Source organism: Polaribacter marinaquae (assembly GCF_038019025.1).
In the GTDB taxonomy this organism is placed as follows: Bacteria; Bacteroidota; Bacteroidia; order Flavobacteriales; family Flavobacteriaceae; genus Polaribacter; species Polaribacter marinaquae.
Genome location: NZ_CP150496.1, coordinates 2,370,618 through 2,394,836 on the forward strand (window position 1 = coordinate 2,370,618; position 24,219 = coordinate 2,394,836).

At 29.7% G+C, this 24,219-nt stretch carries 16 protein-coding genes; 5 read left to right on the forward strand and 11 right to left on the reverse strand.

Annotation, left to right across the window (positions count from 1 at the left end; all coding sequences use genetic code 11):
- Nucleotides 1-2 precede the first annotated feature (2 nt).
- The 3 genes from WG950_RS10780 to WG950_RS10790 all read left to right on the forward strand — a co-directional run bounded on the left by WG950_RS10780 (nt 3) and on the right by WG950_RS10790 (nt 1,900).
- Nucleotides 3-626 (forward strand): ExbD/TolR family protein, encoded by a 624-nt coding sequence (locus WG950_RS10780; RefSeq protein ID WP_079737448.1) that lies wholly within the window; start codon nt 3-5, stop codon nt 624-626.
- Nucleotides 627-644: 18 nt separating this feature from the next.
- The gene (locus WG950_RS10785; RefSeq protein WP_077810298.1) at nt 645-1,112 is read left to right on the forward strand and encodes an ExbD/TolR family protein; all 468 of its coding nucleotides are present in this window, start codon (nt 645-647) and stop codon (nt 1,110-1,112) included.
- Nucleotides 1,113-1,222: 110 nt separating this feature from the next.
- Entirely contained in the window at nt 1,223-1,900 is a 678-nt protein-coding gene (locus WG950_RS10790) for a porin family protein (RefSeq protein ID WP_340932276.1), read from the forward strand.
- On the opposite strand, the gene WG950_RS10795 is transcribed toward WG950_RS10790, so the two are convergent.
- From WG950_RS10795 to asnS, 4 genes are read right to left on the reverse strand one after another with little or no spacing between them, the layout of a single operon-like run.
- A complete protein-coding gene (locus tag WG950_RS10795; RefSeq protein ID WP_340932278.1) occupies nt 1,895-2,497 on the reverse strand; it encodes a hypothetical protein in 603 nt (200 codons plus the stop codon). The two genes, WG950_RS10790 and WG950_RS10795, sit on opposite strands and share 6 nt — an antisense overlap.
- Nucleotides 2,497-3,954 carry an RNA polymerase factor sigma-54 gene (gene rpoN, locus WG950_RS10800; RefSeq protein WP_077810296.1) on the reverse strand — a complete coding sequence of 486 codons (1,458 nt, stop codon included), beginning with the start codon at nt 3,952-3,954 and terminating at the stop codon, nt 2,497-2,499. The genes WG950_RS10795 and rpoN overlap by 1 nt, the downstream gene beginning before the upstream one ends.
- Entirely contained in the window at nt 3,954-5,489 is a 1,536-nt protein-coding gene (locus WG950_RS10805; RefSeq protein ID WP_340932280.1) for a WG repeat-containing protein, read from the reverse strand. The genes rpoN and WG950_RS10805 overlap by 1 nt, the downstream gene beginning before the upstream one ends.
- 9 nt (nt 5,490-5,498) lie before the next feature.
- The gene (gene asnS, locus WG950_RS10810) at nt 5,499-6,932 is read right to left on the reverse strand and encodes an asparagine--tRNA ligase (protein WP_340935249.1); all 1,434 of its coding nucleotides are present in this window, start codon (nt 6,930-6,932) and stop codon (nt 5,499-5,501) included.
- A gap of 188 nt (nt 6,933-7,120) precedes the next feature.
- On the opposite strand from asnS, the gene WG950_RS10815 reads away from it, so the two are divergent.
- The gene (locus WG950_RS10815) at nt 7,121-14,611 is read left to right on the forward strand and encodes a leucine-rich repeat domain-containing protein (protein WP_340932282.1); all 7,491 of its coding nucleotides are present in this window, start codon (nt 7,121-7,123) and stop codon (nt 14,609-14,611) included.
- A gap of 77 nt (nt 14,612-14,688) precedes the next feature.
- Here the strand turns inward: WG950_RS10815 and WG950_RS10820 are convergent, their stop codons facing one another.
- The 7 genes from WG950_RS10820 to rplM all read right to left on the reverse strand — a co-directional run bounded on the left by WG950_RS10820 (nt 14,689) and on the right by rplM (nt 21,345).
- Nucleotides 14,689-17,064 (reverse strand): efflux RND transporter permease subunit, encoded by a 2,376-nt coding sequence (locus WG950_RS10820; RefSeq protein WP_340932284.1) that lies wholly within the window; start codon nt 17,062-17,064, stop codon nt 14,689-14,691.
- Nucleotides 17,065-17,158: 94 nt separating this feature from the next.
- Entirely contained in the window at nt 17,159-17,713 is a 555-nt protein-coding gene (frr, locus tag WG950_RS10825) for a ribosome recycling factor (protein ID WP_077810291.1), read from the reverse strand.
- Between the two features lie 23 nt (nt 17,714-17,736).
- The gene (pyrH, locus tag WG950_RS10830) at nt 17,737-18,447 is read right to left on the reverse strand and encodes a UMP kinase (protein ID WP_077810290.1); all 711 of its coding nucleotides are present in this window, start codon (nt 18,445-18,447) and stop codon (nt 17,737-17,739) included.
- Nucleotides 18,448-18,572: 125 nt separating this feature from the next.
- A complete protein-coding gene (gene tsf / locus WG950_RS10835) occupies nt 18,573-19,538 on the reverse strand; it encodes a translation elongation factor Ts (protein WP_077810289.1) in 966 nt (321 codons plus the stop codon).
- A 49-nt stretch (nt 19,539-19,587) separates the two neighbouring features.
- Nucleotides 19,588-20,352 (reverse strand): 30S ribosomal protein S2, encoded by a 765-nt coding sequence (rpsB, locus tag WG950_RS10840; RefSeq protein WP_340932289.1) that lies wholly within the window; start codon nt 20,350-20,352, stop codon nt 19,588-19,590.
- A gap of 151 nt (nt 20,353-20,503) precedes the next feature.
- Nucleotides 20,504-20,890: a 30S ribosomal protein S9 gene (rpsI, locus tag WG950_RS10845; protein WP_077810287.1), complete on the reverse strand. Its 387-nt coding sequence runs from the start codon at nt 20,888-20,890 to the stop codon at nt 20,504-20,506.
- Nucleotides 20,890-21,345, reverse strand: coding sequence for a 50S ribosomal protein L13 (gene rplM, locus WG950_RS10850; protein ID WP_077811389.1), 456 nt, complete (start codon nt 21,343-21,345; stop codon nt 20,890-20,892). Before rplM ends, rpsI begins: the two co-directional genes overlap by 1 nt.
- A 243-nt stretch (nt 21,346-21,588) precedes the next feature.
- On the opposite strand from rplM, the gene WG950_RS10855 reads away from it, so the two are divergent.
- A complete protein-coding gene (locus WG950_RS10855; protein ID WP_340932292.1) occupies nt 21,589-24,219 on the forward strand; it encodes a DUF5916 domain-containing protein in 2,631 nt (876 codons plus the stop codon).

Genomic DNA, 24,219 nt, shown 5'->3' on the forward strand with positions numbered 1-24,219 from the left:
TTATGGCAAGAAGAGAGAATCCAGAAATTAATGCAGGTTCTATGGCAGATATTGCCTTCTTGTTATTAATCTTCTTTTTAGTAACAACAACCATGAATGTAGATTCTGGTGTTTCTAAAAAGTTATCTGAAAAACCACCAGAGGATTACGTTCCGCCAGTTATTAAAGAAAAGAATATTTTCGAGGTTAACATTAATAGAGATAATGATCTTCTTGTAGAAGGAGACAGAATGGAAATTAAAGACCTTAAAGAAGCTGCAATGGCTTTTATTGATAACGGTGGTGGTGAAGGAAAAATCGACGAAGGAGTTAAAACAGGGCCTTGTACTTATTGTCAAGGAGAAAAAAGTGAATCTTCTTCAGATCATCCAAACAAAGCAATTATCTCGGTTCAGAGTGACAGAGGTACAGAATACGGTACTTATTTAAGAGTTCAAAACGAATTAATTAAGGCGTATTCAGAGTTGCGTAACAGATTATCAAAAGAACGTTACGGGATACCTTTTCCAGAGTTAGAAGAGGCTTACAAAGATGACAGAAGTAATACAGAGTTGAAGAAAAAAGTTGAAGATATCAAAAAGAGTTATCCTGAAATTATTTCTGATGCTGAACCTACTTCAAATTAATTTTTAAAATACAACAATATGTCTAAATTCGGAAAAAAGAAAAAAGGAATGCCAGCAGTAAACACTGCAGCTTTACCAGACATCGTTTTTATGTTGTTGTTTTTCTTCATGGTAACTACTACAATGAGAGAAACTGATTTAAAAATAGAGAACCCAAGATTACCTAATGCAACAGAAGTAAAAAAACTAGAGCATAAGAGTCTTGTAAGTACAATTTATGTTGGTAAATCTAAGGATGCTGCTAGACATGGTACTGGTTTTAATAGAATTCAATTAAATGATAAAATTGCAACTGCAGATGATGTACCTGCTTTTATCATTAACGAGAGATCTAAAGTTTCTGAAGCAGAAGTGCCATTTATGACTACTTCTATTAAAGCAGATAAAGAATCTAGCGTAGGTACTATTATTGATATTAGATTAAAATTAAGAGATGTAAATGCTCTTAAAATTAGTTATTCAGCATCTCCTGGTGATGGGAACTAAATTTAATATATAAATTTTAAAAAAGGGTAATTCTTAGAATTACCCTTTTTTTGTTTTATATTTAATAAAATGTTTCAAAATAATATTAATTTGCAAACGTTAATTATTTTATGAAATTTCGTTTTTTATACATTATAATATTTCTAATTTCTTTTTCTATTTATAGTCAAAAGGATTCTTTAAATATTGATGATTATTATGCTGATGATCAATTGTATTTATCTGTTCATTATAGCCAATTAAGTGAGCAACCATCTGCTGTATCTAAAAGTAATTTTTCTTATTCTTTATCTACTGGTTTTATTAAAGATATTATATTGAACAAAGAAGGTACTTTTTCTTTTGCGGCTGGTATTGGTTATGGATATGACTATTTTAGTCATGAATTAAAAGTAGATGAATTTAATAATGAAACAAGCTTTTCAACTGCATCAGACATAACTAATAATAAATTTAAAGTACATAATTTAGAGTTTCCATTAGAGGTAAGATGGAGAACATCTACAGCTAAAGAATACAGTTTTTGGCGTATTTATACAGGTGTAAAATTTTTATACAATCTATCTAATAAGTTTGATTATACCTCTTCTAATGCAAGTGAAATATCATACAAGAATGTAAGTAGTTTTAATAATCTACAATATGGCTTGACTTTTTCAGCAGGTTATGATGAATTCAATATAAACGTATTTTATGGCTTAACTCCGATATTTAAAAATGCATCAATTAATGAAGAAGCTATAAATACCAAAGTACTTAAATTTGGTTTGATTTTTTACTTATTATAATATATTATAAGTTATAAAAGTAGATATAAAGCCCATAAAGAACCCAATATAAACTTCTGAGGGTTTGTGTGCTTTTAAATATAATCTTGCATTAGCAACAATGCCAGCAATTAATATGTTAAGAATTATCACTAATGGAAAATTACTTGAATTATTAATATCTATAATTAAAAAAAATGCAGTAGATATTCCTAAAGAAAGTAAATGGATACTTGTTTTAATTTTAAATACAAAAAAGACATATAACAGCATTAATGCACCACTTGTTGCATAAAATAATAAGCTAATATCTCTCATCGCTCCAATATTTGCAATGGTATTTCCTAATAAATAGAATAAAACAATCATCATTGCTACTGGTAATTTTCTCTCTTTAATAGTGTGCGCATTGAAGGATTCTATCAGTTTTAATTTTTTAAATAAGATTAAAATTAATAGAGGCACTAAATAAGTCATTATAAAAATTAAACTTAGTAGTGTTAGCTTTAAATTACTTGGGTAACTACTTGGTATAAGTATAAAATATAATAGAACACCAATGGTTGGTACCACGATAGGATGAAATACTACAGATATTATTTTGTAAAATTTTTCCACTAAATTTCTTTTCTCAATCGAGCTACAGGTAAATCTAATTGTTCTCTGTATTTTGCAACTGTTCTTCTTGCAATTGGATATCCTTTTTCTTTAAGAATTCCGGCAAGTTTTTCATCAGTGAGTGGTTTCTTTTTGTTTTCTTCAGCAATAACAGTTTCAAGAATTTTTTTAATTTCTTTAGTAGAAACATCTTCACCTTGATCGTTTTTCATTGATTCAGAAAAGAATTCTTTGATTAATTTTGTTCCGTAAGGCGTAGAAACGTATTTACTATTTGCTACTCTAGAAACCGTAGAAACATCCATATCAATCTTATCAGCAATATCTTTTAAAATCATTGGTTTTAATTTACGCTCATCTCCTGTTAAGAAATATTCGTATTGATAATGCATAATTGTATTCATGGTTACCAACAACGTTTGTTGTCTTTGTCTTATAGCATCTATAAACCATTTTGCAGCATCTAATTTTTGTTTTATAAAGTAGACTGCATCTTTTTGTGATTTAGACTTTACGGTAGATTCTTGATAACCTTTTAACATGTTGTTATACTCTCTAGAAACATGCAGTTCTGGAGCGTTTCTTGAGTTTAAAGTCAAATCCAACTCTCCGTCTATTAGTTTAATAGAAAAATCTGGTACTATTTGTTCTGCTATTTTATTATTACCAGCATAAGAACTACCAGGTTTAGGGTTTAATTTAGAAATCTCTTTATTAACTTCTTTTAATTCTTCTTCTGAAATATTAAATTTTTCTTGAAGTTTCTTGTAATGTTTTTTTACAAAATGATCAAAAGCATTTTCTAGTATTTCAATAGAAAGACTTCTGTATTTTGTTTTATCTTTTGCTTTAAGTTGTATAATAAGACATTCTTTTAGGTCTCTTGCACCAACACCTAATGGGTCTAATTTATGAACTACTTTCTTTAAAACTTTTATTACCTTTTCTTCTGTAGTAAAAACATTTGCAGTAAAAGCTAAATCATCTACAAGATCTATGATTTCTCTTCTTATATAACCGCTATCATCTATACTGCCAACTAAAAACTCTGCTATCGCGCGTTCTTCATCATCAAGACTAAAAGTATTCAGTTGATTTTTTAAAGATTGATGAAAGCTTGTACCAGCAGCATAAGGTACATTCTTATCTTCATCATCTGCAGAATAATTATTTGCTTGTGTTTTATAATTTGGTATTTCGTCGTCGCTTAAATATTCGTCTATATTAATATCTTCTGCTTCAATTTTTTCTGTACCAGCATCATCATATTCATTAGATAAATCATCATCTAAACTATCAGAATTCTCTTTACCTGTATCTAACGCAGGATTCTCTTCAATTTCTTGTTTTAAGCGTTCTTCAAATGCTTGCGTAGGCAATTGAATTAACTTCATCAACTGAATTTGCTGAGGAGATAATTTTTGTAATAATTTATAATTTAGACTTTGTTTTAGCATTATTCTTCTTTTAATTTACCTGAAGAGTAGAAATAATTTTTGTTATTATATTTTATTTTATTGGTAGCAGAATTTATAGTAATTCTATCTTTAGAATCTTTTATTAGAGTTTTACCAGTTTTATGATCTAGTAAACTATAACTAGAATTTTTAACTAAGATAATCAATTTTACATTTCTATAATAGGTAACGATATCGTATTTAACATCAGCAATTAAATTTCCATCATAAATTAACCCTGCTTTTCCTTTTTTAGTGATTTTGTAAAGTTTTGTTGTTAGATTTTTACTGTTATTAAAATCTTTTACAGTTATTTTACCATTACTACTGAAGGCTGTATACTTTTTATTCTGCTCGTTATAACCAGAGATAAAATTGTTGTAAACACGAACTCTATCATATTTTGTAGGTACAATTAATTTACCTGTATTTATATTGATTAGACCGTATTTATTGTCTTGTTTTGTCTTTAAATAAGTAGCATTACTTAAATAATAATCATTAAAATTGTATTTACTAACATCTGTATTTGTCTTAAACTTTATATTTCTGATAATTTTCTTATCCGAAGATGTTAAAAGATATTGTATTTTAGATAATTGATGAATTTCTTTGTAAACAGGTTTAATAAGATATTTGTCAAAATAAGAATCATAAACACCCCATAAATTATTTTCTTTAACTGTATATAAGTGGTAATTACTTTTGGTACTTACTTCATCAAATTTTATTGGAGTAATAGCATGTTCATCAAGATCTATAACTCCTTTTTTATTGTTTTTAACTACCAAATATTCGTAATTTCTGTAACTACCAAACTTCTCTACTTCTTCATAATTATTTTTAAATAAATTTTTACCATCATTTGTTAGAATTGAAGGAACTCCGTTTTTTGTAACACTAAAATGTTTATTGCTAGAACTGTAATCTATTTTGTCGTATACAATTGGTAATAATACCTCTCCATTATCTTTATAAATTCCGTAGGCATCGTTTCTTTTAACCTTAATATTATCATCATAAACAGTTATCCTTTCAAAGTTTCCGGTTAAAACAGGTTTACCATTGTAGTCTACAATTTCATAGTTACTATAGCTTCTACCTAGTATAAAAAACTGTTTGTCTTTCTGAGAAGTTATGCTAGAAAATTCAAAAGGAATAATAATTTCTCCTTTTCTATCGATAACTCCATTTTTAGAATAATCTAAACTAGCAACTATTCTGTTTTTAGAAGAACTATATTTATTAATGCTTTTAAACATTGGTCTAACTAAAAGATTACCTTCATAATCTTGTAAACCATACAATTTGGTGCTATTGTTTTTTATAATATAGATTTCATTATCTATGTTACCTGTTAAAAAATGCTCTCCTTTTTTGTAAATATTTTTTACATTTCGTCTACTTCTACTGTAATTATTATCAGCTTCTGTAGATTCTATTACTGTTTCTTCAACTTTTACGACTTCTTGCGAAAAAGAGATGTTAGAAAAAAGTATACAAGTAATAAAGCTTAATATAAGTAAGTTCTTCATATATAATCTTTAAAATTCAGCGTTTTGTGGTGTTCTAGGAAACGGAATAACGTCTCTAATATTTCCCATTCCGGTTGTAAATTGAACTAGTCTTTCGAAACCTAATCCAAAACCAGAGTGAACAGCTGTACCAAACTTTCTTAAATCTAAATACCACCAAAGTTCTTTTTCATCAATGTTCATGGCTTTCATTTTTTCTACTAATACATCATAACGTTCTTCACGTTGTGCACCACCAACCATTTCACCAATTCCAGGGAAAAGTACATCCATAGCTCTAACTGTTTTCCCGTCTTCATTTAAACGCATATAAAATGCTTTAATATTTGCAGGATAATCAAACAAAATCACTGGACATTTAAAGTGTTTTTCAACTAGGTAACGTTCGTGTTCAGATTGTAAATCTGCGCCCCATTCATTAATTGGAAACTGAAATTTTTTCTTTTTATTAGGTTTAGAGTTTCTTAAAATATCGATTGCCTCTGTGTAAGATACACGTTTAAAATTGTTATCGGCAACAAATTTTAATTTTTCTAACAAACTCATATCGCTTCTTTGCAATTGAGGTTTTGTTTTTTCTTCTTGTGTAAAACGTTGATCTAAAAAGGCTAAATCTTCTTTACAGTGCTCTAAAACATACGATAAAACAGATTTAATAAAATCTTCTGCAAGATCCATATTGCCATCTAAATCCATAAAAGCAACTTCTGGTTCTATCATCCAAAATTCTGCTAAATGTCTTGTTGTGTTAGAGTTTTCTGCTCTAAAAGTTGGGCCAAACGTATATACCTTTCCTAAGGCCATTGCGTAGGTTTCTGCTTCTAATTGACCAGAAACTGTTAGATTGGTTTCTTTACCAAAAAAGTCTTTAGAATAATCGATCTTACCATCTTCTGTAACGGGTGCTTTGTTATCTTCAAAAGAAGTAACTCTAAACATTTCACCAGCACCTTCTGCATCAGAACCTGTAACAATTGGTGTGTTTACGTAATTAAAACCGTTGTCTTGAAAATATTTATGAACAGCAAAAGATAGTTTAGATCGAACTCTCATTACTGCACTAAACGTATTTGTTCTAACACGTAAATGTGCATTTTCTCTTAAAAATTCGAAACTATGTTTTTTAGGCTGAATAGGATATTCATCTGGATTTGAGTCTCCAAGTATTTCAATTTCAGAAACCTGAATCTCTACAGATTGCCCTTTACCTTGGCTTTCTGCAATTACTCCTTTTATAGATACTGCTGCACCAGTTGTAATTCTTTTTAGTGTTTCTTCGGATGTGTTTTCAAAATCTATTACACACTGAATATTATTAATTGTTGAACCGTCATTTAAAGCAATAAAACGATTACTTCTAAAAGTTCTTACCCAACCTTTTATTGTTACCTCTTGTAAAACTTTACCAGATTCTAATAATTCTGCTACGTTATTATTCGTCATCATCTTAATATATATTGTATTCGAAAATTGTCTTTTACTAATAAAGCAAATATACTTTTTTTTGAAGGATTAAGTACAATTATTAGTGTTGAGTTGTTCTCTCTTTTAGCTTTAAAATATACCTACAATTAGGTATTTACATGCTTTTGTTTGATCTATATCTTTGATAAAGATTAAAATAACCAAAAATGAGAGGAAAATTACTATTAATTTTCGCGTTTATAAGTATAACTATAAATGCGCAAATTTCACAAACAGAAAGACAAGCATTAATAGATTTTTACAATGCTACAGATGGAGCTAATTGGACGAATAATACCAATTGGAATACAGATATAAATATTACTTCTGATGTTTCTAATTGGTATGGAGTTACAGTAACAGAAATTAATGGTCAAGATTACGTTACGGAAATCAATTTATCGAACAATAATTTAAACGGAAGTTTTTCTAGTTTGGTAAATTTATCATATTTAACCTCCGTAGATTTTTCAGAAAACATGAGTTTTTCAGGTGGTGTAAATTTCGATAATCACGCTGCAACCATTGATAATGTAAAACTTAATAATACTGGTATTACGAGTTTAAAACTTCATAAATATGTAACGCTAAATATCAAAGATGTACCTAATTTGAATTGTGTTGAAGTGCCATCGAGCTTAATTAATAGTTACCATTCTTTATCTATGAATAATTTTGATTTAGGAATTAAAATTACTGATAATTGTAGCGGAGTCTTACCATTAGATGCTACAGAAAAAGCAGCTTTAAAAGCAATATTTAATGCTACTAATGGAACTGCATGGTCTTATAATAATTATGGCAGTACAGAAATAATAGCAAATACGAATCCAGAAGATTTAAGAGGTATTGTAACTAAAGATTTTGGAACAGTTAGAAGAATAACAAAATTATTTTTTCATGGAATGGGTTTAAATGGAGGTTTGCCTGTTGAAATTGGAGATTTTTCAGAATTATTAGAGTTAAAATTAAGTCAAAATCAAATCAGTTCAATTCCAAATGAAATAGGTGGTTTATCTAAATTAAATCATTTAGATGTAAGTATCAACAATACTTTAACTACAATACCAAGTACTGTTGGTGATTTAGCAGAATTAATTTCTTTAAAATTTAATACTACTCAAATAGATTTACTTCCTACTACAATAGAAAATTTAATAAAATTAGAAATTTTAGAGTTCGGATCTACTAAAATAACTTTAATACCACCACAAATAGGAAGTTTATCAGAATTAACAAGGTTAGTTGCTGCACCAAATAATATAGCAAGTATTCCAACAGAGTTAGGACAACTATCAAAACTAACATACTTAGATTTTTCGAATTGTAAACTATCTAATACACCATCAGCATTTGCAAACTTAACGAATTTAGAAACTTTATATTTAAATAACAATGAGTTACAAGTTGTTGCAGGTTTAGGAGGTTTTACAAAATTAAAGTTTTTACGTTTACATAGTAATAGGTTAGGAGAAGATAATCCTAATTTTAATACCGATTTACCAGAAGATTTAAGTGATTTAGTACTATTAGAAGAACTAACATTGTATAGTAATCAGTTGAAAAAATTGCCTACTAATATAGGAGCTTTGCTAAACTTAACATCTTTAAAAATTTATAATAATAGGCTAACGTTTTTACCTAATAGTATTGGTAATCTAACAAGTTTAAAAGAGTTACAAGTACAAGGTAATGAGTTAACAAGTTTACCAGTAACAATTGGCGGATTAACAAGTTTAGAGAAGTTGTATTTGTCACAAAGTAGCAATAGTAATAAGATATCAACTTTACCAGAAGAGATAGGGGATTTATCAAGTTTAAAAGAGTTGTATTTAGAAAATATGCAAACCTATGATTCGTCTACAGGTACTTATACGCATTATTTAACAAGTTTGCCAAGTACAATGAATCAGCTAACCAATTTGGAGGTTTTAGAAGCGGAGAATAATGAAATAGGAGGATTGGTAGATTTAACAAATGTTATAAAGTTAAAGCGTTTGCAATTAAATAATAATAAGATAGAAGATTTAAAAATAGATGCGCCTGTAACTAATTTTAACTTATCGTCTAATGTTACCTATCATTTTAATATCAGTAACAATCCTTATTTAAGTTGTGTAGAAGTTCCTACAGCAGAAGTTACAAATTGGGAAACCCGATATGCACAAAGATCCCAGATAGCAGACAACGGAATTGCATTTAGCGATAGTTGTTCAGGCTTTAGAGTTCCACTAAGCGAGAGAGAAGCTTTGGTTGCTTTGTATATTGCAACAAACGGAGGAGACAAGGTAGATGCAACAACAGGAGTAACATGGGTTGGTACAAATTGGAGTTCTGATGCTACAGAATTAACCAATGTAGGTTCTTGGCAAGGAGTAACTACAGAAATTATCAACGGACAGAAACACGTAACTAAAATAGAGTTGATTAGTAATCAATTATCAGGAGTTGTACCAAAAGAAATAGCTGATTTACCAGAGTTAACGTTGCTAAATTTATCCTCTGGAAAAATAACTTCAGTAGCTACAGAAATAGGCGAATTAAGTAAATTAACTCATTTAAATTTATCTTCTAATAGTTTAGAGAGTTTACCTTTAGGAATAGGAGATTTTACTAGTTTAATAGAGTTAAATTTAAGCTATCAAAGAATAAATACAAATACTTCTCAATACACATCAACTCTAACAACTTTACCAAATGAGATTGGTAACATAGCAACATTAGAAAAGTTAGATTTAAGTTACAATGGATTAACAAGTTTACCATCGGGTATTGGAAATTTTACAAGTTTAAAGGAATTAAGACTAAATAATCAAATCACAAGTCCTGTTAGATATCAACCAATAAATACGTTAAATAGTTTACCAGATGAAATTGGGAATATTGTTAGTTTAGAGAAATTGTATTTACAGAATAATATTATTGCGAACATTCCGAGTACAATCAATGGTTTAACAAGTTTAAAAGAGTTACAAATACAAGGTAATGAGTTAACAAGTTTACCAGCAACAATTGGCGGATTAACAAGTTTAGAGAAGTTGTATTTGTCACAAAGTAGCAATAGTAATAAGATATCAACTTTACCAGAAGAGATAGGGGATTTATCAAGTTTAAAAGAGTTGTATTTAGAAAATATGCAAACCTATGATTCGTCTACAGGTACTTATACGTATTATTTAACAAGTTTGCCAAGTACAATGAATCAGCTAACCAATTTGGAGGTTTTAGAAGCGGAGAATAATGAAATAGGAGGATTGGTAGATTTAACAAATGTTATAAAGCTAAATCGTTTGCAATTAAATAATAATAAGATAGAAGATTTAAAAATAGATGCGCCTGTAACTAATTTTAACTTATCGTCTAATGTTACCTATCATTTTAATATCAGTAACAATCCTTATTTAAGTTGTGTAGAAGTTCCTACAGCAGAAGTTACAAATTGGGAAACCCGATATGCACAAAGATCCCAGATAGCAGACAACGGAATTGCATTTAGCGATAGTTGTTCAGGCTTTAGAGTTCCACTAAGCGAGAGAGAAGCTTTGGTTGCTTTGTATATTGCAACAAACGGAGGAGACAAGGTAGATGCAACAACAGGAGTAACATGGGTTGGTACAAATTGGAGTTCTGATGCTACAGAATTAACCAATGTAGGTTCTTGGCAAGGAGTAACTACAGAAATTATCAACGGACAGAAACACGTAACTAAAATAGAGTTGATTAGTAATCAATTATCAGGAGTTGTACCAAAAGAAATAGCTGATTTACCAGAGTTAACGTTGCTAAATTTATCCTCTGGAAAAATAACTTCAGTAGCTACAGAAATAGGCGAATTAAGTAAATTAACTCATTTAAATTTATCTTCTAATAGTTTAGAGAGTTTACCTTTAGGAATAGGAGATTTTACTAGTTTAATAGAGTTAAATTTAAGCTATCAAAGAATAAATACAAATACTTCTCAATACACATCAACTCTAACAACTTTACCAAATGAGATTGGTAACATAGCAACATTAGAAAAGTTAGATTTAAGTTACAATGGATTAACAAGTTTACCATCGGGTATTGGAAATTTTACAAGTTTAAAGGAATTAAGACTAAATAATCAAATCACAAGTCCTGTTAGATATCAACCAATAAATACGTTAAATAGTTTACCAGATGAAATTGGGAATATTGTTAGTTTAGAGAAATTGTATTTACAGAATAATATTATTGCGAACATTCCGAGTACAATCAATGGTTTAACAAGTTTAAAAGAGTTACAAATACAAGGTAATGAGTTAACAAGTTTACCAGCAACAATTGGCGGATTAACAAGTTTAGAGAAGTTGTATTTGTCACAAAGTAGCAATAGTAATAAGATATCAACTTTACCAGAAGAGATAGGGGATTTATCAAGTTTAAAAGAGTTGTATTTAGAAAATATGCAAACCTATGATTCGTCTACAGGTACTTATACGTATTATTTAACAAGTTTGCCAAGTACAATGAATCAGCTAACCAATTTGGAGGTTTTAGAAGCGGAGAATAATGAAATAGGAGGATTGGTAGATTTAACAAATGTTATAAAGCTAAATCGTTTGCAATTAAATAATAATAAGATAGAAGATTTAAAAATAGATGCGCCTGTAACTAATTTTAACTTATCGTCTAATGTTACCTATCATTTTAATATCAGTAACAATCCTTATTTAAGTTGTGTAGAAGTTCCTACAGCAGAAGTTACAAATTGGGAAACCCGATATGCACAAAGATCCCAGATAGCAGACAACGGAATTGCATTTAGCGATAGTTGTTCAGGCTTTAGAGTTCCACTAAGCGAGAGAGAAGCTTTGGTTGCTTTGTATATTGCAACAAACGGAGGAGACAAGGTAGATGCAACAACAGGAGTAACATGGGTTGGTACAAATTGGAGTTCTGATGCTACAGAATTAACCAATGTAGGTTCTTGGCAAGGAGTAACTACAGAAATTATCAACGGACAGAAACACGTAACTAAAATAGAGTTGATTAGTAATCAATTATCAGGAGTTGTACCAAAAGAAATAGCTGATTTACCAGAGTTAACGTTGCTAAATTTATCCTCTGGAAAAATAACTTCAGTAGCTACAGAAATAGGCGAATTAAGTAAATTAACTCATTTAAATTTATCTTCTAATAGTTTAGAGAGTTTACCTTTAGGAATAGGGGATTTTACTAGTTTAATAGAGTTGAATTTAAGCTATCAAAGAATAAATACAAATACTTCGCAATACACATCAACTCTAACAACTTTACCAGATGAGATTGGTAACATAGCTACATTAGAAAAGTTAGATTTAAGTTACAATGGGTTAACAAGTTTACCATCGGGTATTGGAAATTTTACAAGTTTAAAGGAATTAAGACTAAATAATCAAATCACAAGTCCTGTTAGATATCAACCAATAAATACGTTAAATAGTTTACCAGATGAAATTGGGAATATTGTTAGTTTAGAGAAATTGTATTTACAGGATAACGTTTTAGAAAGTTTGCCAAGTACAATAACCAATTTAATTTTATTAGAAACATTTAATATAAATAATAATAGAATATCGGGTTCTATTAATTTAGGTTTATCAGAAGTTTTAAATGACTTTAGAGCAGATTTCAATAATATTTCGGAATTAAAAATTGCCGTTGCACCAACAATTTTTGGAACCAATACAACAAATCCGAGAGCAAATAGACTGAGACTAAATAGAAATGCTTTGGGTTGTGTAGAAGTGCCTAGTGACGAGCTAGTTGCATGGCAATTGTCTAATTACAAAGAAGAAGGTGGTATAATAGATAATGGAGTTGTTTATTCAGATAATTGTAATTCGGTAACCAATAATTCCATTCCAGATATAGAAAGAGATGCATTAATTGCTCTATACAACAGTACTAAAGGTATGGATTGGAGAAACGATTTATCTAGTTCTTATAACGGAGTTGTTTGGGAAACAGATTCTAGCTTAAAAAGAAATGTTGGAGCTTGGTTTGGGATTACAACAGAGGTAATTAATGGACAAAAACACGTAACAAAGGTTGAATTAAATTCCAATGAATTAGATGGTACCATTCCATCTGTAATTAAAAACTTAACACAATTAAAAGAGTTAGAGCTAAATAGCAATTCTATATCAGAAATACCAACTGAAATTGGAGAATTGGCTAACTTAGAACAGTTAACATTCAATAATCAATATAATTCTAATATTCAAGAATATGTTTTAAATACATTACCGGTAGAAATTAATAATATTGCTTCATTAAAAAGATTGGAGTTAAGTTCTAATCAATTAGAAGGAAATTTAGATTTTTCAAATTTAACAAATTTGATATCTTTAAATGCATCTGGAAATGAAATTACAGGTTTAAAAATAGGTGTTGCTCCGTCTAATTTTGATAATAGTTATAATTCAGAAGAACAATTTTCTAATACTTTTAGTTTTTATAATCAATACTTAAACTGTATTTCAGTTCCAGAGAATACTATTTCAGACTGGGAAGCAACTTCTTTTGCAAGTCAATATTCAAATATAGTTTGGGGACAAGATTGTAGTGCTTATAATAATGTGCCAGAAAATGAAATTAAAGCTTTGGTAGATTTATATAATAATTTAGGGGGAGCAAATTGGACAAACAACACCAATTGGAATGGAAATTTAGCAAAAGCACTTATTAACAATCCATACAATGCTACAAAATGGCAAGGTATAACCACCAAAATTGTTGATGGAGGTAAGCATATTACTAATATTTCTTTGAGTAGTAATAAGCTTAAAGGAGAATTACCAGAGAGTATTGGGAATTTAACTAAGTTAACAAATTTACAGATAGGTTCTAATGAAATTTCGGGAGCAATTCCATCTACTTTTGGGAATTTAACCTCTTTAGAAACTTTATATTTGAATAGCAATAAGATTACAAGTTTACCAACAGAAATGAGTAATATGTTAGCCTTAAAAACGGTATATCTACAAAATAATGAGATTAAGGGGAATTTACCAGATTTTACAAATGCAATTAATTTAACAAGTTTATATGTTAGTAGCAATAAATTTCAGTTTGGTGATTTAGAGGATGAGTTTGCGGATTATCAGAATTTACAAACATTTAGTTATTCTAATCAAGCAAAAGTTGGGGTAGAGGAAATTGTAGATTTTGGTGATGGTTATGATAAAACTCTAGAAGCAGTTGTTAGTGGAACTAATAATATTTACCAATGGTATAAAAATGGAAGTCCAATTACAGATGCTATTAGTAAAGAATATGTTATTACAGATGCAACACAACAAGATGCTGGATATTATTTTTGTCTTGTTTCTAATCCTATTATTACAGGATTTAATATAGAAACACATAGGGTTACTCTTAATTATGATGAAATATTAAGTATTAATAATGAAGTTGTATTAGGTAACTATATAAAATTATATCCTAATCCTGTTAAAGATGTTTTACAAATTCAAAATATTAATAATGTAAATATTAAAAAAATTGAAGTATATAATCTTTTAGGTAAAAGATTACAATTAATTAAAAATCCTATAAATAAAATAAATATTTCTAATTTATCAGAAGGTGTTTATTTATTGAAAATAGATACAGCAAAAGGTAATATTATGAAAAGAATTATTAAAAAGTAAGGGGTTTGTTTTTGAGATCAAATAATAAAACCAGACATTTCTAAATGTCTGGTTTTATTATTTGATAAATAAATTTTTTATTCTTCAATTTTATCTTCCTTCGGAGGGAAAATTCTCATTTTAGGTTCTTTAAATACCTTCTTGTTTGCAATTTTCTTTTCAAAAGTAAGTAACAAAGAAGGTAGTAAAAGTAGGTTAGAAACCATGGCTAAAAGCAAGGTTACAGAAACCAAACCACCCAAAGCAATTGTACCACCAAAACTAGAAAGTGTAAATACTAAAAAGCCAAAAAATAAAACTATAGAAGTGTAAAACATACTTACACCAGTTTCTTTTAATGCTGAATAAACAGAAGGTTTAATTTTCCATCTATTAGCGATCAATTCTTGTCTATATTTTGCTAAAAAATGAATGGTATCATCAACAGAAATACCAAAAGCAATACTAAATACTAAAATTGTAGATGGTTTTATAGGGATGTCTAAAAAGCCCATTAAACCTGCAGTAATTAATAAAGGAAGCATGTTTGGTATCAAAGAAATTAAGATCATTTGTGGTGATCTAAACATCCAAGCCATAAATATTGCAATTAATAAAATAGCTAATGACAAAGAAATTACTAAATTGTTAATCAAGTAATTAGTCCCTTTTATAAAAACCAAAGCCTTACCAGTTAAAGAAACTGTATACTTATCTTCTGGAAATTCTTTTGCGATTACTGCTTTTAATCGTTCTTGAATGATATCCATTTTATCGGTACCAATATCTTTCATAAAAGTTGTAATTCTTGCATATCTACCTGTAGAATCTACAAAGGTTTTAAGCATGCCAGCATCACTGTTAGAGTTTTTTGTGTAAGAAAAAATATAACTTTGTTCTTGATTTGTTGGTAACTGATAATATCTTGGATTTCCCTTATAATATGCCTGTTTAGAATATTTAACTAGGTTTACGACAGAAATTGGTTTCGATAATTCTGGAAAAGTTTCAATGGTTTCATTTAATTCTTCCATCTTTTTTAAAGTTGAAAGTTTCATGACTCCTTTATCTTTTTTTGTATCAATCAAAATCTCTAAAGGCATGATACCACCAAACTCTTTTTCAAAAAAACGAATGTCTTTATAGAAATCCATTTTCTTAGGCATGTCTTCTATTAAGCTACCAGAAACTCGAATTTTATAAACTCCAATTATACCTAAAACAATAACGATAACGGTTGCAAAATAAATAGTAATTCTTTGATTTTTCACCATTTTCTCCATCCAATTCACAACATTCTCAATCCATTTTCTTTCTAAATGGTTCAAGTGTTTTTTCTTAGGAAGTGGCATAAAACTATAGATAATTGGTATTATCAATAGAGCTAAAATAAAGATACTAATTATGTTTACAGAGGCTAGAATACCAAACTCTCTAAGTAAATTACTTTTTACAAAGACAAATGTTGCAAAACCAGAAGCCGTGGTAATATTTGTCATTAAAGTAGCGTTACCAATTTTAGAAATTACACGCTGTAAAGCTTTTGCTTGCTGGCCGTGTTTTTTTATTTCCTGTTGATATTTGTTGATAAGAAATACCGCATTTGGTACACCAATAACGATAATTAATGGCGGAATTAAAGCTGATAAAACAGTAATTTCATATCGAAACAATCCTATAAAACCAAAAGCCCAAATAACACCAATTAGAACTACAAGAAGTGTTATAAATGTTGCTCTAAAAGATCTAAAGAAAAAGAAAAATATTAATGCAGTAATACCTAATGCACCTACTACAAAAAGTAAAATTTCATCTTGAATATTTTGGGCATTTAAGGTTCTAATATATGGCATCCCAGAAACCCTAACATCTAGATTGTTTTCTTTTTCAAATTTTTCTATGGCAGGAATTAAAACATCAAAAATAAAATCTCTTCTTTGAGGTGTGTTTATAATTTCCTTTTTAATATAAATTGCGGTTTGTAAAGTACCTGTTTCTTTGTTATAAAGTAGGTTGTCGTAAAAAGGAAGCTTTTCAAAAAGTTGTGTTTTTATTGCGTTAACCTCTTCTTTAGTAGTTGGATTTTTTTCGTATAGCGGTTCTAAGATAAACTTTCTCTTTTTTCTATCTGCTTTTAATTTTTGTACATCGGCAATAGATACTGTAAAATCTATTTCTTCTCTAGCATCAAATTGCTCTACTAATTTATTCCAAGCATTAAATTTTTCTGGTGTAAAAACGGTTGAATCTTTAACGCCTAAGATTACTAAATTACCTTCTTCACCAAAAATTTCTAAGAATTTATTATACTCTAGATTTGCAGCATGATCTTCTGGTAAAAGATTTGCTTCTGTATATGAGAATTTCATATACTTCATTTGAGATGCTAAAAAAGCTGTTATTAGTGCAATTATTAATAAAACCAAGTATCGGTTTCTTAATATTAAACCAGCTGCTTTTGTCCAGAAATTCATTTAAAAAATTTTCTGCAAAGGTAACTAATTTGAAGTTGGGTTTTAACCAAAAAAAAGGTGTTTTTATTAAAAACACCTTTTGAATTAACAGTTCTTAAACTGTCATAATTTCTTTTTCTTTGATTGCTAATTTTTCCTCTGTTATTTTAACATAAGAATCTGTTAGCTTTTGTATATCTGCTTCAGAAGCCTTTTTTAAATCATCTGAAATATCTGTTTTTTTGATATCGTTGTTTGCATCTTTTCTTGCATTTCTAATACCAATCTTAGCATTTTCTGCTTCTGCTTTAGCTTGTTTTGCTAAGTTTATTCTTCTTTCTTCTGTTAATGGTGGTACGTTAATCATTATTATGTCACCATTATTCATCGGGTTAAAACCTAAATTAGCAATCATAATTGCTTTTTCTATAGGTTGTAACATGTTTTTTTCCCAAGGTTGTATTGCAATAGTTCTAGGGTCTGGTGTACTTACGTTTGCAACTTGCCCTAACGGAGTTTGAGAACCATAATAATCTACCATTACATTGCCTAACATTGCAGGTGTAGCTTTACCTGCTCTAATAGTTCTTAATTCTTTTTCTAAATGAGCAATTGCATTATTCATTGCTTCTTTAGTTGTGTCTAATATAAATTCAATTTCTTCGTTCATCTTTCTAAATTTAAAGATTTTTCTTATTGATTATCAACAATAGTACCAATTTTTTCACCTGAAACTAGTTTTAGTAAGTTTCCGTTGGTATTCATGTCAAATACAATTATTGGTAATTTATTTTCTTCACTTAACGTAAATGCTGTCATATCCATAACTTTTAAACCTTTCTCAATAACTTCTTTAAAAGTTATTGTGTCAAATTTAATAGCATCTTTATTCTTTTCGGGATCTTCGTTATAAACACCGTCTACACGAGTTCCTTTTAAAATTGCATCTGCATCAATTTCGATTGCTCTTAAAACAGCTGCTGTATCTGTTGTAAAATATGGGTTACCTGTTCCTGCTCCAAAAATTACAACTCTACCTTTTTCTAAATGTCTAATTGCTCTTCTTTTAATATAAGGTTCTGCAATTTCTTTAATTTCTAGAGCTGTTTGTAGTCTTGTATAAACGCCTTCGTCTTCTAAAGCACTTTGTAAAGCTAAACCATTAATACAAGTTGCTAACATACCCATATGGTCTCCTTGAACACGATCCATGCCATTTGCAGCACCAGCAACACCTCTAAAAATATTACCACCTCCAATAACAATTGCTACTTCGATACCTTTTGCTATAACTTCTTTAATTTCTTTAGCATATTCAGAAAGACGTTTTGGATCGATACCATATTGTCTTTCTCCCATTAATGCTTCGCCACTTAATTTTAAGAGTATTCTTTTATATTGCATAGTTTCTTTTAAGAGTTGCGCAAAATTACGTTTTTTTTTTGATTTTCTTTTTTTGAAAATAAAAAAACCTCGTTATCAAATATTTGATAACGAGGTTAGAAAAAATATGTTTTTTAGAATAGTAATTATCCTAAAGTAACTCTTTTAAAAGTAGATACTTCTACATCACCAAACGTTTTAACGTATTGTGCAACAGTCTTCTTTTCATCTTTAATAAAAGATTGGTCTAAAAGACATTGTTCTGTATCTAAAGTAGTGTTGTCAGAAATAAATCTTTCCATTTTACCTGGTAAAATTCTATCCCAGATTTGTTCTGGTTTTCCTTCTGCTTTTAATTCTGCTTTTGCATCTTCTTCAGCTTTAGCTAAAACTTCATCAGATAATTGAGACATAGAAATAAATTGAGGAACATTTTTTAAAGTTTTTCCTAATCTACCTAACTCGATATTATCTTTTTCGATTACTGCAATTCTAGCTTCAGTTTCTGCAGCTACATAAGCAGGGTCTAAATCTTTGTAAGATAAAGTTGTAGCTCCCATAGATGCAATTTGCATTGCAAGATCTTTAGATAAAGTTTCTGCGTTATCTACAACAGCAGATAAACCAACTAAAGCAGCAATTTTACCAATGTGAGTATAAGCACCAACATAAGCTGCTTCTACTTTTTCGAAAGCAGTTATTTCTAACTTCTCTCCAATAACACCAGTTTGCTCAACTAATTTATCAGCAACAGTCATTCCACCAAAATCAGCAGCTAAGAAAGATTCTTTGTCTGCGTAATTTAAAGCGATGTCTGCAAATTGACCACCTAAAGCTACAAAAGATTCGTTTTTACCAACAAAATCAGTTTCACAAGCTAATACGATTGCTACACCTTCTGTTTTAGAGTCATTAATTCTAGTTACTGCAACTCCTTCTGTAGATTCTCTATCAGCTCTTTTAGCAGCAATTTTTTGACCTTTTTTACGTAAAATGTTTATTGCTTCGTCAAAGTTTCCTTCTGCTTCTACTAATGCCTTTTTACAGTCCATCATACCAGCTCCAGTTGCTTCTCTTAATTTTTTAACGTCAGCAGCACTTACTTTTACCATGTCACTTTTTTTTTATTTAGAAACTTAAGATTTCTAATTAGTTATTAAATTATTTTTTTTCTTCTGAAGCAGCTTCTGCTTTTTTAGGAGCTTCTGCTTTTGCTTCTTTTACTTTTTCTTTATCTGCTTTTCTATCAGATAAACCTTCTGCAACTGCATCAGTAACAAAAGATAATACTTTGTCTATAGACTTAGAAGCATCATCGTTTGCAGGAATTACGTAGTCTACTTGTCTTGGATCAGAGTTTGTATCTACCATTGCAAAAATTGGAATGTTTAATTTTTGAGCTTCTGCTACAGCAATGTGCTCTTTTTTGATGTCTACTACAAATAATGCACCAGGTAAACGAGTCATATCAGAGATAGAACCTAAATTCTTTTCTAATTTTTCTCTTTGACGATTAATTTGTAATTTTTCTCTTTTAGATAATGCATCAAAAGAACCATCTGTCTTCATTCTATCAATCTGAGCCATTTTCTTAACAGCTTTTCTAATAGTAACAAAGTTAGTTAACATTCCCCCAGGCCATCTTTCTGTAATATAAGGCATGCTTACAGATTTTGCTTTTTCTGCAACAATATCTTTAGCTTGCTTTTTTGTAGCAACAAATAAAATTTTACGTCCAGAGTTAGCGATCTTTTTTAAAGCTTCTGAAGTTTCTTCTATTTTAGCTGCTGTTTTATACAAATCGATGATGTGAACACCATTTCTTTCTGTATAAATATAAGGAGCCATGTTTGGGTTCCATTTTCTAGTAAGGTGTCCGAAGTGTACACCACTATCTAATAATTCTTGAATGTTTACGTTTGCCATTTTATAAATGTGTTTACTTTCTGTTTTGAAATCAATATATAAGTAGTCTTACGAGTCTTATATATTTAGATACTAAACTGTTTAATATTAATTGTTTGTAATAATAACAGTTCTCGATAAAATATAATGCAAAATAAATTTTGCAAATATATTAACGTTTCGAGAATTGGAATTTTTTACGTGCTTTCTTCTGACCAAATTTCTTACGTTCAACCATTCTTGGGTCACGCGTTAATAATCCTTCTGGTTTTAAAACAGCTCTATGGTCTGCATCAATAGAAACTAAAGCTCTAGTGATTGCTAAACGAATAGCTTCTGCTTGTCCTGTAATACCACCACCATATACGTTAACCTTAATATCGTAAGATTCTAAGTTTTCTGTTAACATTAAAGGTTGTTGTACTTTGTACTGTAAAGTACCAGTAGTAAAATAACTTTTATAGTCTTTCTTGTTTACAGTAATGTTACCTTTACCTTCTGTAAGATAAATACGAGCAACAGCTGTTTTTCTTCTACCTATTTTGTGAACTGTATCCATTATTTAAGATCGTTTAGGTTAATAGCTTTAGGTTCTTGACCTGCTTGTTTGTGCTCTGTACCTGCATATACATACAAGTTTCTGTATAAAGCGCTTCCCAAAGTATTTTTTGGTAACATCCCTTTAACTGCTTTTTCGATTAATCTTGTAGGATCTTTCTCAAACATTTCTGTTGCAGTTAACGATCTTTGTCCTCCTGGGTAACCTGTGTGACGAATGTAAGATTTGTCTCTCCACTTGTTTCCAGTAAGGTTAATTTTTTCTGCGTTGATAATAACCACGTTGTCTCCACAATCTACGTGAGGAGTAAAGTTTGGCTTGTATTTACCTCTAATTAGCTTAGCTACTTTAGAAGCTAGACGACCCAACGTTTGCCCGTCCGCATCAACTAAAACCCACTCCTTGTTTACGGTAGCGCTGTTTGCTGATACTGTTTTGTAACTTAATGTGTTCATAATTACACTATTAGTTTTTGTCAATTATTAATAATATTCATTTTCCTTAAAAAAGGAGTGCAAATGTAATGCTATTTATTTAATTGACAAATAGAGTTTTAGATTATTTTTTTCGAGACTAATTTACTGTTTTTAAAGTTTTTAAAATTAACAGAATCTTAAGAAAACTTTACCATATTAGTAAGGTACTTTTGCAAAATCAAAAAAACAGTCTTTTTTGATAAAAAATCAACCCAAAATTACATGAAGTTTTTAATTACATTATTAACTGTTTTTTCTGCATTTTGCCTTTATGCACAAGAAGCCTCTCAAACTAAATTACCTAAGAGAATTTATACTACAAAAAAACTAAAAAAAGCACCTATTATTGATGGTGATGTTTCTGATGATGCATGGAATGTGGTAGAATGGTCTTCTGATTTTGTAGAAAAATCTCCAGATGAAGGCACACCGCCTGCGCACCAAACAATGTTTAAAGTTATGTACGATGCAAAGTATTTATACATCGCATTAAGAGCTTTAGATGCTAATCCAGAATTAATTCAACAAAGATTAAGTAGAAGAGATGGTTTTGCAGGAGATAGAATAAATGTAATTATAGATAGTTATCACGATAAAAGAACCGCTTTTGTTTTTACTACAACTGCTGCAGGAGTAAAAGGTGAAGAGATTGCTACAGGTAACGGTGATAATTTTGATGAAAGTTGGAACCCTATTTGGTATACAGATGCACAAGTAGATGATAAAGGATGGACCGCAGAAATGAAGATTCCATTTAGTCAATTACGTTTTGGTAATGCTAAAGAACAAATTTGGGGTTTTAATGTTAATAGAACTATTTTTAGGTTACAAGAAAGGTCTTTATGGCAAAGAATACCTAACGATCAAGCTGGTTTTATTAGTGAGGCCGGAGAATTACATGGTTTAATCGATTTGGTGTCTCAAAAACAACTAGAGGTACAGCCGTTTACTGTTATGCAATATGATAATTATCTTGCAGAACCAAATAACCCTTACAGAGATGGAAGTGATTTTAAATTAAATGCAGGTTTAGATGCTAAAATCGGAATTACAAACGATTTAACTTTAGATCTTACTATTAATCCTGATTTTGGACAAGTAGAAGCAGACCCTGGAGCTATTGCTTTAGACGGATTTCAAATATTTTTTAGAGAACAAAGACCCTTTTTTGTAGAGAATAAAAATATTTTTGACTTTAGATTTGCAAATGGTAGAGACAATCTTTTTTATAGCAGAAGAATTGGTAGAAATCCTCATAGAGGTGCCAATTTGCAAGCGGGAGAATTTGCAGATGTTCCGCAAAATTCAACAATTTTAGGAGCAGCTAAGTTTTCTGGTAAAACACAAAATGGATGGTCTATTGGTGTTTTAGAGAGTGTTACTGCTAATGAATTTGCAGAAATAAGACAAGTAGATGGTAGTACTAGAGAAGAAATAGTAGAGCCTTTAACAAATTACTTCGTTACAAGAGTTCAGAAAGATTTTAATGAAAGAAATTCTTACATCGGTGGTATTGCAACGGCTACAAATAGAAATTTAGATGGTAATTTTAATGAGTTGCATAAATCTGCCTATACAGCAGGTGTAGATTTTAGACACACTTGGCAAGATAGGGAGTTCTATGTAGAAGGAAATAGTATTTTAAGTCGTGTTAACGGTAGTAAAGAAGCAATTTCTAATACACAAAAATCAATTGCTAGATTATTTCAAAGAGTTGATGCAGATTATATTAATTTAGATGAAAATAGAACTTCTTTAACAGGTACAGGTGGTAGAGTAGAGGCAGGTAAGCAAGGTGGTGGTAATTGGCGTTATAATGCTGGTTTTGTATGGCGTTCTCCGGAATTAGAATTGAATGATGTTGGCTTTTTAAGACAAACCGATGAGATGATTCAATTTACAGAAGCAAGATATTTATGGCAAGTTCCTACTGACATTTATAGAAATATGAATTTACGTTTAGAGCAATCTACAAGTTACGATTTTGGAGGTAATTTAAATCGATTTAGATATGAATTACAAGGAGACATCAGTTGGATAAACAATTGGTCTACAAGCGGTGGATTTGGATCTAGTAATAACATCCATAGAAATGCTTTTTTAAGAGGTGGTCCGCGTTGGCGTGCTGCAGATGATATTTTTTATTATGCTTCAATAAATTCTGATAGAAGTAAGAAATTTAGTTTTAGAGTTAGTTACCTTAAAGTTAAAAGTGAAGAAGATGTTTTTAATAGAAATAGGTATACATTTAGAATTAATTATCAACCTTTTGATTCTTTTAGCATGTCTTTAGATAATTCTTTAAGTAAAACACAAGATAGAACACAATATGTTACTACTGCAGATTTTGGTAATTTAAAACGATACATTTTAGGTAATATTAAAAATGATACTTGGTCTTCTACTTTGCGATTAAATTATAGTTTAAATCCTAATTTTTCTGTTCAATTTTATGGACAACCTTATATTTCTAGAGGTAGATATTCTAACTTTAATTATGTAAATAATTCTGTAGCAAGTTCTATTGACGATCGTGTTAATTTTTATACTGAGAATCAAATATCTAAAACCACAACAAATTCTGGTAGCAGCATTTATACTATTGATGAAAACTTAGATAATGACACGTATTCGTTTTCGAATCCAGATTTTTCATTTGTACAATTACAAACAAACTTAGTGGTAAGATGGGAATATATACCTGGTTCGGAATTATTTTTAGTTTGGGCTAGAGGTTCTGCAGGTTCTCAAAATATAAACGACTCTTTAACTGATAGTGTAAGCAATCAAATTTTTGATGTTCCTGCTAATGATACTTTTCTATTAAAAGCAACGTATAGGTTTGTAAGATAA

What these genes read in the sequence shown, in the direction of transcription:
- rplM (WP_077811389.1), bottom strand. Translation starts at nt 21,345, where the DNA reads ATGAACACATTAAGTTACAAAACAGTATCAGCAAACAGCGCTACCGTA.
- frr (WP_077810291.1), bottom strand. Translation starts at nt 17,713, where the DNA reads ATGAACGAAGAAATTGAATTTATATTAGACACAACTAAAGAAGCAATG.
- WG950_RS10820 (WP_340932284.1), bottom strand. Translation starts at nt 17,064, where the DNA reads ATGAATTTCTGGACAAAAGCAGCTGGTTTAATATTAAGAAACCGATAC.
- rpsB (WP_340932289.1), bottom strand. Translation starts at nt 20,352, where the DNA reads ATGGCAAACGTAAACATTCAAGAATTATTAGATAGTGGTGTACACTTC.
- WG950_RS10785 (WP_077810298.1), top strand. Translation starts at nt 645, where the DNA reads ATGTCTAAATTCGGAAAAAAGAAAAAAGGAATGCCAGCAGTAAACACT.
- WG950_RS10855 (WP_340932292.1), top strand. Translation starts at nt 21,589, where the DNA reads ATGAAGTTTTTAATTACATTATTAACTGTTTTTTCTGCATTTTGCCTT.
- WG950_RS10815 (WP_340932282.1), top strand. Translation starts at nt 7,121, where the DNA reads ATGAGAGGAAAATTACTATTAATTTTCGCGTTTATAAGTATAACTATA.
- WG950_RS10780 (WP_079737448.1), top strand. Translation starts at nt 3, where the DNA reads ATGGCAAGAAGAGAGAATCCAGAAATTAATGCAGGTTCTATGGCAGAT.
- tsf (WP_077810289.1), bottom strand. Translation starts at nt 19,538, where the DNA reads ATGGTAAAAGTAAGTGCTGCTGACGTTAAAAAATTAAGAGAAGCAACT.
- pyrH (WP_077810290.1), bottom strand. Translation starts at nt 18,447, where the DNA reads ATGCAATATAAAAGAATACTCTTAAAATTAAGTGGCGAAGCATTAATG.
- rpoN (WP_077810296.1), bottom strand. Translation starts at nt 3,954, where the DNA reads ATGCTAAAACAAAGTCTAAATTATAAATTATTACAAAAATTATCTCCT.
- WG950_RS10790 (WP_340932276.1), top strand. Translation starts at nt 1,223, where the DNA reads ATGAAATTTCGTTTTTTATACATTATAATATTTCTAATTTCTTTTTCT.
- rpsI (WP_077810287.1), bottom strand. Translation starts at nt 20,890, where the DNA reads ATGGATACAGTTCACAAAATAGGTAGAAGAAAAACAGCTGTTGCTCGT.
- WG950_RS10805 (WP_340932280.1), bottom strand. Translation starts at nt 5,489, where the DNA reads ATGAAGAACTTACTTATATTAAGCTTTATTACTTGTATACTTTTTTCT.
- asnS (WP_340935249.1), bottom strand. Translation starts at nt 6,932, where the DNA reads ATGACGAATAATAACGTAGCAGAATTATTAGAATCTGGTAAAGTTTTA.